At 68.3% G+C, this 12,700-nt stretch carries 13 protein-coding genes; 3 read left to right on the top strand and 10 right to left on the bottom strand.

Features of this window, described 5'->3' with window-relative positions; translation table 11 throughout:
• A partial coding sequence (locus BLU09_RS13455; protein ID WP_143043135.1) for an integrase core domain-containing protein occupies positions 1–297 on the top strand: 297 nt, incomplete at its 5' end.
• A gap of 82 nt (positions 298–379) precedes the next feature.
• On the opposite strand, the gene BLU09_RS38190 is transcribed toward BLU09_RS13455, so the two are convergent.
• The 8 genes from BLU09_RS38190 to BLU09_RS13420 form a co-directional block, all read right to left on the bottom strand.
• Entirely contained in the window at positions 380–544 is a 165-nt protein-coding gene (locus tag BLU09_RS38190; protein ID WP_261770714.1) for an ATP-grasp domain-containing protein, read from the bottom strand.
• A 116-nt stretch (positions 545–660) separates the two neighbouring features.
• Positions 661–1,971: a hypothetical protein gene (locus BLU09_RS13450; protein WP_244171692.1), complete on the bottom strand. Its 1,311-nt coding sequence runs from the start codon at positions 1,969–1,971 to the stop codon at positions 661–663.
• A 159-nt stretch (positions 1,972–2,130) separates the two neighbouring features.
• Entirely contained in the window at positions 2,131–2,997 is an 867-nt protein-coding gene (locus tag BLU09_RS13445) for a sigma-70 family RNA polymerase sigma factor (RefSeq protein WP_090489906.1), read from the bottom strand.
• Position 2,998: 1 nt separating this feature from the next.
• Entirely contained in the window at positions 2,999–3,463 is a 465-nt protein-coding gene (locus BLU09_RS13440) for a carboxymuconolactone decarboxylase family protein (protein ID WP_090489904.1), read from the bottom strand.
• A 208-nt stretch (positions 3,464–3,671) separates the two neighbouring features.
• Entirely contained in the window at positions 3,672–5,387 is a 1,716-nt protein-coding gene (locus BLU09_RS13435) for a B12-binding domain-containing radical SAM protein (RefSeq protein WP_090489902.1), read from the bottom strand.
• Between the two features lie 156 nt (positions 5,388–5,543).
• Positions 5,544–6,896 (bottom strand): thioredoxin family protein, encoded by a 1,353-nt coding sequence (locus BLU09_RS13430; protein WP_090489899.1) that lies wholly within the window; start codon positions 6,894–6,896, stop codon positions 5,544–5,546.
• A 173-nt stretch (positions 6,897–7,069) separates the two neighbouring features.
• Positions 7,070–8,431, bottom strand: coding sequence for a PQQ-dependent sugar dehydrogenase (locus BLU09_RS13425; RefSeq protein WP_090489898.1), 1,362 nt, complete (start codon positions 8,429–8,431; stop codon positions 7,070–7,072).
• A gap of 295 nt (positions 8,432–8,726) precedes the next feature.
• A complete protein-coding gene (locus BLU09_RS13420; RefSeq protein ID WP_090489966.1) occupies positions 8,727–9,218 on the bottom strand; it encodes a DoxX family protein in 492 nt (163 codons plus the stop codon).
• Positions 9,219–9,690: 472 nt separating this feature from the next.
• Here BLU09_RS13420 and BLU09_RS13415 point away from each other — a divergent pair, with 472 nt between their 5' ends.
• Positions 9,691–10,029, top strand: a complete 339-nt coding sequence (locus tag BLU09_RS13415; protein ID WP_090489895.1) for a hypothetical protein — start codon at positions 9,691–9,693, stop codon at positions 10,027–10,029.
• Positions 10,030–10,202: 173 nt separating this feature from the next.
• Here BLU09_RS13415 and BLU09_RS13410 read toward each other — a convergent pair whose 3' ends face one another.
• Both BLU09_RS13410 and BLU09_RS13405 read right to left on the bottom strand, forming a co-directional pair.
• Positions 10,203–11,123, bottom strand: coding sequence for a lipoprotein TP_1001-related protein (locus BLU09_RS13410; RefSeq protein WP_090489892.1), 921 nt, complete (start codon positions 11,121–11,123; stop codon positions 10,203–10,205).
• A gap of 110 nt (positions 11,124–11,233) precedes the next feature.
• A complete protein-coding gene (locus tag BLU09_RS13405; protein WP_090489889.1) occupies positions 11,234–12,220 on the bottom strand; it encodes an alpha/beta hydrolase in 987 nt (328 codons plus the stop codon).
• Between the two features lie 95 nt (positions 12,221–12,315).
• Between BLU09_RS13405 and BLU09_RS38185 the strand changes: the two genes are divergently transcribed.
• Positions 12,316–12,606 (top strand): hypothetical protein, encoded by a 291-nt coding sequence (locus tag BLU09_RS38185; protein WP_143043133.1) that lies wholly within the window; start codon positions 12,316–12,318, stop codon positions 12,604–12,606.
• Positions 12,607–12,700 lie beyond the last annotated feature (94 nt).

The following is a 12,700-nucleotide window of genomic DNA, read 5'->3' as shown; positions in this document are numbered from 1 at the left end:
CCTCAGCGTCCCTTCGCATCCGCAGAGGACGCGCGCGCCTGGGTGGCGCGCTTCGTGGCCTGGTACAACACCGAGCACCTGCACTCCGCCATCCGCTTCGTCACGCCAGACGACAGGCACTTCAGTCGGGAGACGGCGCTACTCGCTCAGCGCCATCAGGTGTACCAGCGAGCTCAAGCCCGCCATCCTGAGCGATGGAGTCGAGACACGCGGAACTGGACGCCAGCAGGCCCGGTGCGCCTCAACCCCTCCCCGAACCCCACCCCGGCCGTGCAGGAGTTGAAGCGCATCGGTTGAACCCTCTCACGCGACAACTACCTTGACGCTCACCGCGTGGACGGGCTCGTAGGCCACGCGTCGCTGCTGGAGGTGAGGCGGCTCAGGCGCGCGTGGCTTCGGCGATACAGCGGGCGGCTTCGGCCGCGTCGCAGCCGTTGAGCCCAGCGCCCCACGCGGCGTTGGCTTCCAGGAGCGCCCAGCCCCGGCTCTCCACCCAGGCCGCGTCCAGCACGCACGTGCGAGGCAGCATGGGCGACCGCGCCACGGTGTCGAGGAACGCCCGTGCCTCCGCGCAACGTCACGACTTACGAGGACAACACGGGCGTCTCTGGCGCGAGGCCCCGATGGTACGGGCCTACAACGCCTGACCCAGGGCGCGCGTCACGGCGCGAGTTGTTCGACCGAAGGCGCGTGTGAAATGCGGATGGCTGGGATGTCCAAGACATCATCCTGCTTCACGCGGGTCCCCACGATGACCTGATAGGGCGGTTCATCGAGCACGGGGGCACGCCCGTAGACGACGAAGTACTTGTCGTTGGCATAGGCCACGTTGCCAGACACGAGCTGGCGAGCCGCCGCGCCACGGGAGATGGCGAAGCCGTGGCGGTCACGGACGTCCCCGTTCAGCTTCACTCGGGCGCCACGGACGCGGCCGGTGTCGGCCGTCAGCGCGCTCCAGGTGACGAGCACCTGGTGGCCCTCGGAGGCGACCTTGGGCGTGATGTCGCTCGTGCCCGAGGTGGCGATGGGGATGCCGCTGGGGTCCAGGACGTTCGCCGTCCCGTCCTTCACTCGGGCGCCGTAGATGTCGGGGGTGCCATTGCGTGCGTCGCTCCAGGCGACGAAGAAGCCCTTCTTCGTCGCCGTCACCGCCGAGAAGTTCTGATTGCCCGGCGCAGCGGAGATGACGAAGCCGTCCGGGTCGAGCACCGCGCCCGTGCGCCGGATTCTCGCGGCGAAGATGTCCTGGCTGCCGAAGCGAGCGTCCGTCCATGTCGCCAGGTACCGGTCATGGGACCAGGCCACCGCGACGCCATAGGAGTTGATGGCAGACAGCTGGTTGGAGATGAAGACTTCCTGGACGTCGAAGCCCGGCTTCGCCGTGTTCAGGGTGATGCCGCGGACCGCGCCAGTGGCGGTTCCACCGAAGCCAATCCACGCCACCAGGCACTTGCGGTCGTGGCAGGCGATGCCCGGGGAGCCCGCGGGCTGGTGGTCGGTGGGGGTGAAGAGCGTGACCGGCGGGCCGTCCAATGTCCCGTTCCGGTTGACACGCGTCAGGAAGATGGAGGTGTCTCCGGTCCAGACGACGAGGAACTGCCGGCCATCGAACGCGGTCGCATGGTAGTAGGCGTCGGGTCGAAAACCGGGGTTGAGGGGGATGGCATCCGGGTCCAGCAGCCGGCCATTCTTCGAGACGCGCGCGGCGTAGAAGCGGCCGGGGCGGCCGTCGGACCAGGCCACGAAGAACTGGTTTCCGTCCTCGGCCACCTGGGCATCCGTCGCGAAGGTCGGTGTCGCCCAGTTCGGGTAGGGCCCCTGGCTCCCCGGACCATGAAGCCCGGCCTCGGCGTCCTCTCTCGAAGGGGAGTTGCCTTCGAACAGCTCCGCTTCACCGCCACACGCCAGAGAGAGGAGCCCCCCGAGGAGCAAAGCGCTCCAGCCGCGAGTTTGCTTCGACGGTCCACGCATGATTCGCCCCCTTGCAACATCAGTCCGGCGGCAGGGTCCACGGCGGGGAGGGTGGTCGCAACGCGGTATTCCTGCCGAAGCGGGCGAATGGACAGACGCCGGCCGCATCCAGGCGTGCTTCGTCGCGCCTTGAACGAACACCTGAACCCGTGGCCCAGGTCAGGACGGCAGCTTGTCCGCCACGAGCCCGCGGATACCCTGGAGCTTGTCGGGGTTGCGAGTGACGTAGATTGTGGCGATTCGGCCATCTTCGATGCCCAGGGCCGTCGTCTGGAGCGTGCCGTCCTTCTCCAGGGTGACGAAGGCGGGCAGTCCGTCGATGAATCCCTCGTGCACCCGCTGCGAGGAGTTCACGCCCGTGATGCGCAGCAGGCCCTCGAAGAAGCGCAGCGTCTTCTCCTGACCGTAGATGGGGTTGAGGGCCGCCTTCACCTTGCCGCCACCGTCGGAGTATACGACGACGTCCTGGGCCAGGAGCGCTTGGAGCGCCCCCATGTCCCCGCTCCGGGACGCGACGTAGAAGGCCGAGGCCAGCTCACTGCCCTGCGCTTCCGACACGGGAAATCGCGGCCGAGCCTCGCGCACGTGGGCCCGTGCGCGGCTGGCGAGCTGGCGGCACGCGGCAGGGGCCCGGCCCATGGCCTTCGCCACCTCCTCGAAGTCCATGCCGAACACGTCGTGCAGGAGGAAGGCGGCTCGCTCCAGCGGGGACAACCGCTCCAGGGCCATCATCAGGGGCAGCGTCAAGTCATCACCCTCCACCGCATCGACGATGGGCTCTGGAAGCCAGGTGCCCACGTATTCCTCGCGGCGTACGCGGGCGGACTTCAGGACGTCCAGACACAACCGCGTCACCGTGCGGACGAGCACGGCCTCGGCGTCGCGCACGGCGGCGCGGTCGGTCTGGTGCCAGCGCAAGTACGCCTCCTGCACCACGTCCTCTGCCTCCGCGACGATGCCCAGCATCCGGTAGGCGATGCGGAGCAAGCGGGGGCGCAGCGGGTGGAAGGCGTCAGCGGGATTCACGTCAGGCGGCCTCGGTGCGGGGAGTGGTGACGGGGTGAGTGGAGCGGAACCCCACGGAGATGCGGTTCCAGGTGTTGATCATCCCGATGAGCAGGGTGAGATGCACGATTTCCTGCTCCGAGAAGTGCGGCGCGAGGGCAGCGTAGTCCTCATCGGACGCGTGCGTCTGGGAGACGTGCGTCAGGGCCTCCGTCCAGGCCAGGGCCGCCCGTTCGCGCTCGGTGTACAGGGGCGACTCGCGCCAACCGTCCAGCAGGTAGATGCGCTCCTCGGTCTCCCCATGCGCGCGGGCGTCCCGGGTGTGCATGTGGATGCAGAACGCGCAGCCGTTGAGCTGCGATGCGCGGATCTTCACCAGCTCCTGGAGGCGCTTCTCCAGGCCCAGCTCCAGCAGCTTCTGGCCGTAATCGAGCGTCAACTTCATCGCATCGGGGGCGACGGCGAACGCGTTCATCCGGGGCTTCATGGACGGCTCCTGAGTGTCGTGCAGGGCGAAAGTGCCTGCGTTCAACCTCAGGACGACGCAGCCGGTGCCGCATGTGACATGGCCTTTTCCGGCCGATTTATTCGCCCCACCGTTCCCCGGGCGAGGAATCCGTCGGGCCCCGTCTTGCTGCGCCCCTGTTGTCCGGGGCTCGTGAAGTTGCGTGAAGCCGTCTCCTCGGTGCGAAAGCTCACGCCGGCTGGAGGAAGCGTCCGTCCACCAGGTGGTCGATGACCTCTCGCGCGGAATGCGGGTCGAGCCGCGCCTTCGCGCCGAGCTTCGACACGGCGCTGGAGACCGTCGTGGGGTGCTCGAAGGCGGCCAGGGCGGCCAGGAGGATGGCGCCGTCCTCGCCCTGCGTGAGCGTGGGGTCGGAGAACCGTTTCGGGCTGACAGAAGGGGCGCAGCTCATCGTGATGCCATCCACGGAGCGGAGGACCGTCACCGCCTCACCCGCGAGCTTCGCGGGGGCGCGGTGGCTGCCCAGCCACTCCCCCAGGGTGAAGCGTTGGGTCCAGGGAGCGGTGTTGCGCAGCCGCGTCCTGCCCTGGATGGCGACGCGCTTGCGCGTGTCGCGGTGCTTCCAGGCCAGCGCGTCCACCCGGTCGGAGGTGTGCTGGACCGCCGCCTCCAGGCCCGCGTCGCGGAAGCGAATCATCGGCACGGACACGTCACCGGGCTCGCGGCGCTCGAAGTAGTCGAGGAACTCCGCGAAGGTCTTCGCCTCCGTCACCATGTCGAAGCGCGCGGGGTGCTGCGTCACCAGCGCCCCGGGCTGCGCCTCGAGCCGCTGGTAGCCCACCACGCAGTCCAGGCCGATGATGCGCTCCACGAGCCGTAATTCCTCCGCCAGGGTGGCCTTGCTCGCGAAGGGCAGGCCTCCGATGCCGGAGATTTCGATGTCCAGGTTGGGGTACTTGCGGCAGGCGTCGATGACTTCCAGCAGCTCGCGGTCCTTCGCGCAGGGCTTTAGCAGTCCTCGGCCCATCTGCTCCAGCCGCTGCTGTTCGGAGAAGCAACCGATGTCGATGACCATGTAGACGCGCTGGAACGTCTCGGCCAGCGCCGCCACCAGCTCCACCCGAGGCACGCCCCACAGGAAGTACGTGCAGCAGTGGCGGGAGAGGTCCACGCCCGCCCAGGTGCTGCTCAGGAAACCGGCGGTGCTGCCCGCGAAGTCGTAGCGCATCTGCCACGTCCGCCCGGCGATCTCCTGGTGGTCGCGGCGCACGTTCTCCTCGGCGCGCAGGAAGGGCTTCGCGCGCCCGAAGTCCGCCTTCTGGTTGCCTCGCGCCCCGCCGCAATACAGGCAGTTCTCACCGCACCCCTTGCCGGGCGCGACCCAGCCGGAGAACGAGTGCTGGTCCATCTGGCTGAGGAAGATGTCGTTGAAGTGCGAGTAATAGATGTCGTCCGTGTTCGTGGCGCGCTGCACGTACTCCAGCGGCAGCCGGCGCGGACGGCCGTCCGGACTCCTCGTCACGACGTTGGGCGGCGCCTCCTCGCCATTGCACAGCGCCAGCAGTGGCACCTCGCCGTCGCCCAGCACGATGTGGTCGATGCTGTCGTAGCCGCTCAGCTCCTTCCACCAGTACGACGCGGAGTTGCCACCCACGACGATGCGGATGGAGGGGTCGAGCCGCCGCACCGTCCTCGCGATGAGCAGCGCACGGTCCACGTGGTGGAACCACTTGAGGCTGATGCCCACGAGCTTCGGGCGTACGCGGCGCAGGAGACTCTCGAAGGTGCGTGTCACCTCGGCTTCGGTCTCATCCCCATCGTACAGCCGCACGAAGGCCTCGATGCCGCCGCGCCGCAGGTAGCCCGCCAGGTACAGGATGCCGCACGTGGCCTCCCCCGTTCCCGCACCGACGAGGAGGACTGGAGAGAGCACACGACCACCCATGCGACGGACACCGGCCTTTCAGGAGACGGCGGGCAGCGTAGGCGAAACAGGCCAGGCTCGGGCGAAATGGTGGGGCCCATCCGCCTGGCTGCCCGCCCCCGGCCCTGCAAGGCGGAGCCTTTCAGCGCCGACTCATGGCGGCCTTCCGTTCGCCGTTCACTTCGGCGCCGCACCGTTGCTCGCGCGAAGCCTCGCGAGGGTTTGCTCGAGGACCTTTCGCTGGAGATGGTCCTGGGGAATGCCTGGCGTCCGGTCCATCTCGCTCAAGGCCTCGGTCAGCAGCCGCTCCGCGTGTGCCCGCTCGCCATGTGCCATGAGGATGCGTGCATGGCCCGCGAGCACGGTGCCTCGGGAGACGCCCCTGGCCAGGGCCAGGGCCCGCTTGCTCGCCGTCAGCGCCTCATCCTTCCTCCCGGCCATCAGGTACAGCGTCGCGAGCCGGGCTGGCGGGTTGTAGTCCCCGGGCAGCTCCCGCTCGCTGCGCTCCAAGAGGGGAATGGCGGCGTCCGGCTGGTCCAACAGCGCGGTGGCCATCACCCGATGCGAATCGAGCGCCGCGCGCTCCTCGGCCCCATTCGCGTGAGTGGCTTGGAGCTGGAGGAACGCCCACCAGGTCCGCGCCTGGTCGCGCAGCCCGGCTTCGTCCCCGGTCGCCTCACGGGCTTCGCATGCAAGCTCGTAGAGCGACGAGCGTTGAAGCGGAGTCAGCGCGGTCTCGGGAGCACCCAGGGCCCGGTTTGCCTCCTCGGCGAACTGGCCTCGCACCGCTCGCGCCTCCTCGGTGTTCGTGTCCAGCGCGCAGCCCATGCCCACGTACAGCAGCCGCGTGCGATCATCCACGCGCGAGAGCTTCGGCAGCTCCCTCACGGCCACCCGCATGCAGTCCGCGGAGGCGCCCGTGGCGGCCAGCGACTTGCTCCAGGACACGAGGGCGCCCGCGCGGCGCGCGTCCTCGGGGGCCAACTGCTCCAGGGCCCGCTGATAGGCCACCGCGGCTTCGCCGTGCTGACCGGAGAGGGCGAGCGCCTCCGCCCGGACCAGCGCCTCCGTGCCCAGGCGGCCTTGCTGGAAGGTCCGCTCGGATTGCTCGAGCAAGCCCAGGAATTGGGGGAGGGACACCGCACCCAACGAGCGCGCGAGGACGGCGCCGTGTTCCGGCTCCAGGACGAAGAAGGTGGGCCACGTGTCCACCGGGTATCGCTGGAGGAAGGCCATGCTGGTGTCGGCGTCCGTGTCCACCGCGAGCCAGACGAAGCGGTCCGCCCACTCATCCAGGGCGGGGGACGCCAGCACCGTGGCGCGCATGGACCGGCACGACTGGCACCAGGGGGCCCAGGCCTCCACGAGGACGGGCCGCCGCCCCTCCCGCCCCGCCCGGAGCGCTCCCTCCCAGTCATTCTCCAGGAAGACGGGCCCTGCCTTCGCGGGCAGGGGGCGCCGCGGGGCCGCAGGAGGCGTCGCGCACCCCCAGAGCAGCAGCAGGGCGCCGACGGCGAGTCTCATCGTCATGGATTCTCCGGGGTCGTGGGCTCGACGCGGGCCCCAGACACTCCGGAGGCTGGTTTGGTTCCGGAATGCGGACGGATTGGACGGAGAGGGGCGGGTTGAAGCCGCAGCTCCGCGCCCCCCGAGGACCGAGTCGCTCGGGGAGCGTGGAGCGCATGCCGTGGCCGGCGGTGACTTCAGCGCGGCGTGACCTTGAGCAGCTTTCCGTTGGTGGCGTCGGTGAGCAGGTAGAGGGCTCCGTCGGGGCCCTGCACCACCTCGCGGATGCGCACGCCCAGGTCCTTGAGGAGATGCTCCTCGCCCACGACGCGGTCATTCCGCATCATGAGCCGCACCAGCGCCTGGCTGGACAGGCCTCCGATGAAGATGTTGTTCCGCCATTCGGGGAACAGGCTCCCCGAGTAGATGGTCATCCCCGAGGGAGAAATGACCGGGTCCCAGTAGTACACGGGCTGCTCCATGCCTGGGCCCCGAGGGCTCTCGTGGATGGGCGCGCCGGAGTACTCCTCGCCATACCCGATGGTGGGCCAGCCGTAGTCCTTGCCGGCCTCGGGGCGGTTGAGCTCGTCACCCCCGCGCGGTCCCATTTCGACCGTCCACAGCCGGTTCTGGCTGTCGAGCGCCGCCGACAGGACGTTGCGGTGGCCCACCGACCAGATTTCCGGCTTCGCCCCCTCGGTGTTCACGTAGGGGTTGTCCTGGGGCACGGAGCCGTCGGGATTGATGCGGACCACCTTGCCGAAGTGGCTGTTCAGTTCCCGAGCCTGCACCCGGCCCGCGAGGATGGAGCGCTCGCCGAGCGTGACGAACAGCTTGCCGTCGGGGGTGAACACCATCCGTCCCCCCGAGTGCAGCGTCGACTCGAGCGTGGGCATCATGCGGAAGATGACCTGGACGTCCTCCACGCGAGGCTGCGCACCGTCCACGAGCTTCGCACGCGCCACCGCGAGCCCGTTGCCGCCCTGGCGTGGCTCGGAATAGGTCCAGTAGATGAGCTGGCTCTGTGCGTAGTCGGGGCCGACCTCCACGTCGAGCAGGCCCCCCTGGCCACGGCCATCCACGGAGGGCAGCCCCGCGACGGCAGGGGACTTCGCGCCCTGCGGCGTGACGATGTAGAGCGAGCCGGTGGGCTTCTCCGTCACCAGCATGCGCTGGTCGGGCAGGAAGGCGATGGCCCAGGGATTCCTGAAGCCCGAGGCAATCTCGGTGACCTGGATGGGCGTCTGTGTCTGGATGGCTGGGACGCGTGTCTGCCCGGGGAAGGCCGGATCAAACTCGGGCACGTTGGGCGGGCCCTGCGGGACCGGAGGGCCGGTGGGAAGCGGATCTTCTGGCGGAACACCCGCGTCGTCTGGCGGAACGCCCGCGTCATCTGGCGGGACGCCCGCGTCATCTGGCGGGACGCCCGAATCTTCCGGCGGGACGCCCGAGTCCTGCTGCGGGACGCCTGAGTCTTGTGGCGTTGGCGTGGGGTCTGGGGTCTGGCTGCAGCCAGTTAGGAGGGCGGCGACGATGAGGGGCATTGACAGGGTTCGCATGCGACTCTCTCCTGGGGGGATAGAACGGAATTGAACATCGCGTGCCTTGAGTCGAGTGGAAAGCCCGCGCTTCATCCGGCGGCCGGGCCGTGCCGGACATCGGACAGAGGCTCGCCTCTCGAGCGGAGCTCAGCACGCCATCGCCAATCGCTGTGCAGCGAGGCACCAATTGTATGGAGTGGCCGTAGTATCCCGTTCACGGCGAAGAGGAGGAGACCCGGCTTCCTGCCTCTCGAGCCCAGGGGCCGTTCTTCTCTCGGAGCCAGGCAGCCAGGGGCCCGGCGGGAAGAGCGGGCTACGGTTCCGCGCCAGGGCGGCCTGAAGACTCTGGCGACGTGGCCCGGCCCGGCAGGACGGCGCGCAGCCGCGCGTCGCGCAGCCAGAGCCCCAGCCAGAGCAGCGTCGCGACGTAGACGGGGAAGAGCATGTGGGAGAAGAGCGGGTTGCCGACCCGGACATGGGTGGCGACCGCGCCTCCGAGATAGCCCGTCCACAGGATGGCCCCCAGCACCGAGAGCCGGGGAATGAGATACACCGCCAGGCACACCAGCTGAACGATTCCCAATCCGAAGAGCACGCTCACGGGGTAGCCGAGCTCCACCGTTCCCTGCTGCGCCTCCGGAATCTGGAGCAATTTCCCGGTGGCATCGAACAGCAGGAAGAGGACGGCGATGCCGCTCAGGACGCGTCCCGTCCACAGGGCCTTCTTCGAGGAGGACTGCGTGCCCGCCTGCAGGCGGGTTGCCGGGGCGGTGTGCTGGAGTTCGGTGTGGGTCGCCGTGGTCATGGGGTTCTCCGTGAAGCGGTTTTTGAGGGTTGGACCGCCATGGCCGCCGAAAATCATCGGTCGGTCGGAAAAAAGATCGCGGGCCCTCCGCGCCAGACTGACCGCGGCTCAGTTTGGTGGGCTGGGTGGAGGAACGAAGTCCTCGCAGGGGCAGGCTTCCCTTGTTTCAGCGCGCTTCTGGCCGGCGCGCCAATAGCCATCGCGTGCAGTGGGGCTCCCAGCGGGTGCAGGCGCGAACGTCACGCGCAGCCGTCAACCCGACGAAGCCTGCGGTGTGGTTTCCGCCGGACATGGCGTCGCCAAGTTGAAGTCCCATGTGAGGCTGAAGCTCGTCACGACGCGGCACTCCTACCCGTCGATAGACAGCCTCAAGCGGGGGCTTCGCGGCGTTGGGATATTCATACGTGGATGGCTCTCCACCCCCCTGACCCGCAGTGTCCAGACGCGGGGGGGAGGTCTAGGATGCCGCGCCATGGGAATGTTCGTCATCGGGGCTTTCTTTCTGGCGCTCTTTGGCGGGGGCGTGCTTGGGGTCGTGTCACTCCTCATCCACCTGTTCGCGGTGCGAAAGGGGCGCGGCTCGTGGAAGTGGTTCCTGCTGATTTCCGGAGCCGCCACGGTGGTGGTGGGCGTATCCGCCTATCTGTGGATGTTCAGTGGGCCCAAAGCGTCGGGCGCACCGACAGGGGACGACTACGAGCGGATGGTCCTGGGGGCAGCGCTCCTGGGTGGCTCGCCTGGGGTCGGGCTGCTCGCCGGACTGCTGACCTTGCTCAAGGGCAACGCACCGGCCCCCGTGTCGCCGGCATGAGGGCGCCTGACAGACAAGGGGCCCATGCCGCACGCGGGGGCCTCAGAAGGCGAGACGCGCTACGGCATGGGCTGCTTCCCCTACTGCGCCTCGGTGGGCGTCATGCGAGGCGCATGATACGAGCGTCAGCGCCGCGACATGGTCTCGCCTTGCGACGTCCGGAGCCGTCGTCGCTAGTAGGTGCCCCAGCGTGAAGGCAGGGGGCCACTCCACTGCGACCGAGTCCCGGGCGTCGTCAGCGGCGAGTCGCCGGCGATGCGCATGACGTTTGCGTCCGCGTTCATGTTGGACCAGTCCACGGCGATGTTGCGGCAGTACCGGTCACGGGCGAACCCGGTCTGGAGGTCATGCACACAAGGCGTCGGGTCCCAGACCCGGTCTGCCTGCAGGCGCTGGACCGCGGCGACGATGTTGGACGGCATCTCCCCGGAGGCTCGGACGAATGGAACGCCGTCAATGGGAGTGCCATCCGACGCGAAGAGTTCGAAGACCTTGCCGGAGTAGCTCAGCGAGCCCGGCATGCTGAAGTCCCATGCCCCGGCGGTGAAGGGGGCGGCCTGGCCACAGGAGGCCGGGTTCCCTGGGGCATCCGTGCAGGCGCCGCGAAGGTGGAGGACCAACACCGCGCCTGTCTCCACCGTGTAGCCCTGGGGGAAGGTGAAGGTGAAGTCGGAGTTGGTGAGCTCCTTGAGGGAGATGCCCGTCAGTGAGCCGCCGGTGACGGCCACCAGCTCGATGAGCTCCTGCTGGACGTACGGGTTGATCTCCGTGATGCGCAGCGAAGCCTCCGGCGCGGAGCTCCCAGCATCCGTGCCCGAGTCCGGAGCGCCGGCATCGCCCGAGCCTGCGTCCACGCCACCGTCATCCGAGCCCGGGTCCGTTGAACCCGCGTCCACCCCGGAGTCTTCCGTTCCCGCGTCGACGGTTCCCGCGTCGGGCAAGGCGGCCTGAACGCAAGTCTCCTCCACACAGACGATGTCCGGTCCACGGGACGCGCAGTCTCGGTTCTCCGTGCATTCGGAAGAGGAACAGGCGGAGAGGACCGGGAGCAGGGCGAAGACCAGGACTCGTGGGACGCGGTGCGCATGGAACATGGGGGAAATTCCTGGAAGCAAGTGGGGGAGCTGTAGGGCAACGATGACGGTGTGGCAGGCGCCTCAGATACACGGCCCGCCAGCAGCCCGTTGAACCAACTTCATCTTCATTACGGAGAACACGGGCTCATGGCGCCGCGGGCGAACATCCGTGCAATCCACGCGTCGCGTGCCGCGATGCATGCGCGCGCCAGGTCGGACTGCGGGGCGATGTCATAGAAGCCATGGAAGGCTCCGCCCCAGACGTGCAGCTCGCACTCACCGCCCGCCGCCAGGATTCCGCGGGCATAGGCGACAGCTTCGTCTCGAAACGTCTCCGCTCCTCCGACGTCGATGAAGGTGGGCGGCAGTCCGCTCAAGTCCGATGCTCGCGCGGGCGCGGAATACGGAGACACCTCGGGCCCTCCGCAGCGGTCTCCCAGCACGGCTCTCCAGGCGGTCAGGTTGCTGGTGCGGTCCCAGACGCCGACGCCGTCGTAGCGGTGTGCGGATTCCGTCTCGTTCCGGTCATCCAGCATCGGGCATTGCAGAAGTTGGCCCAACAGCCGAGGACCCTGCCGGTCCCGAGCCAGAAGCGTGGTGCCCGCCGCGAGCCCTCCGCCGCCGCTCCCGCCGAAGATGACCAGCTGATTCGGATCAAACCGGAGCATGTCAGCATGCGCCGCCATCCACGCCAGCCCGGCGTAGCAGTCCTCCACCAGGGTGGGCGCTGGATGCTCGGGCGCCAGCCGGTACTCGACGGTGACACAGACCGCATCATGGCGGAGCGCCCATTCCACGAGCGGCTTCGCCCCCGCGAAGCGGGTGCCCATCACCATGCCGCCGCCATGGATGTGATAGACGGCGGGACCGGGAACCGAGTGGCCTTGCCGGGCAATGACGGAGACCACGATTTCGGCGCCCTGGTATCCGGGGATGCTGTAGTCAACGCAGCTGACCTGCGCGTCGCCCATCAGCGTTTCCCAGGTCACATGGCTCAACCGGCGGAAGTGCTCGAGCTGCTCCAACGACATCTGCAAGGGCACATACCCCTTCAGCGGCGGGAGGAGGGGGGCCAGTTGTGGATCGAAGTCCGTCGATGAGGTCGGGTGAGTCATGCGCGTTCCATACCGGATGGGTGTGACACCCGCAAAGCGGCTGTCAGGCAACTGGCGGATGGGCACGCCCGCGTGGTTCTCCCTACTGTCCCCACATGCGTGCGTTGCGAGTGCTGCTGGCGTTCACGGTGGGGTGTAACGCCCCGATGCCTCACCCCATTACGGCACAGGGCGCTCCTCCCGATGTCGGCGATACGTATGAAGCCTGTGGCTGTGGCTGTTGCCCGATGGCGGGGCCGGTGTACGAGTGCCTCTACTGGACCCAAGGAGACAGCCTGCAGGCTGTCATCGCCAAGGACAAGGCGATGAAGGACGGGCCGTTCTGCAAGGGGAACGGCAAGCGCCCGGGATGCTCATTGGGGACGATGTACAGGTACTGCGACTGAAGGCACCTGTCCGTCGGCTCGATGCGCTCGATGAACACCTTCACCAGGAAGTCCACGAAGGAGGGGCCCGCGCCGGCAGATGCGATTTCATGAG

This window comes from Myxococcus virescens, assembly GCF_900101905.1.
Taxonomy (GTDB): Bacteria; Myxococcota; Myxococcia; order Myxococcales; family Myxococcaceae; genus Myxococcus; species Myxococcus virescens.
Note: the sequence above shows the minus strand (reverse complement) of the source record. Positions and strands in the feature narration are given on the sequence as shown.

Excerpts from the sequence above, each read along its gene's own strand:
- BLU09_RS13415 (WP_090489895.1), top strand. The coding sequence starts at position 9,691 with ATGGGAATGTTCGTCATCGGGGCTTTCTTTCTGGCGCTCTTTGGCGGG.
- BLU09_RS13405 (WP_090489889.1), bottom strand. The coding sequence starts at position 12,220 with ATGACTCACCCGACCTCATCGACGGACTTCGATCCACAACTGGCCCCC.
- BLU09_RS13440 (WP_090489904.1), bottom strand. The coding sequence starts at position 3,463 with ATGAAGCCCCGGATGAACGCGTTCGCCGTCGCCCCCGATGCGATGAAG.
- BLU09_RS13420 (WP_090489966.1), bottom strand. The coding sequence starts at position 9,218 with ATGACCACGGCGACCCACACCGAACTCCAGCACACCGCCCCGGCAACC.
- BLU09_RS38185 (WP_143043133.1), top strand. The coding sequence starts at position 12,316 with ATGCGTGCGTTGCGAGTGCTGCTGGCGTTCACGGTGGGGTGTAACGCC.
- BLU09_RS13425 (WP_090489898.1), bottom strand. The coding sequence starts at position 8,431 with ATGCGAACCCTGTCAATGCCCCTCATCGTCGCCGCCCTCCTAACTGGC.
- BLU09_RS13450 (WP_244171692.1), bottom strand. The coding sequence starts at position 1,971 with ATGCGTGGACCGTCGAAGCAAACTCGCGGCTGGAGCGCTTTGCTCCTC.
- BLU09_RS13435 (WP_090489902.1), bottom strand. The coding sequence starts at position 5,387 with ATGGGTGGTCGTGTGCTCTCTCCAGTCCTCCTCGTCGGTGCGGGAACG.
- BLU09_RS13430 (WP_090489899.1), bottom strand. The coding sequence starts at position 6,896 with ATGACGATGAGACTCGCCGTCGGCGCCCTGCTGCTGCTCTGGGGGTGC.
- BLU09_RS13410 (WP_090489892.1), bottom strand. The coding sequence starts at position 11,123 with ATGTTCCATGCGCACCGCGTCCCACGAGTCCTGGTCTTCGCCCTGCTC.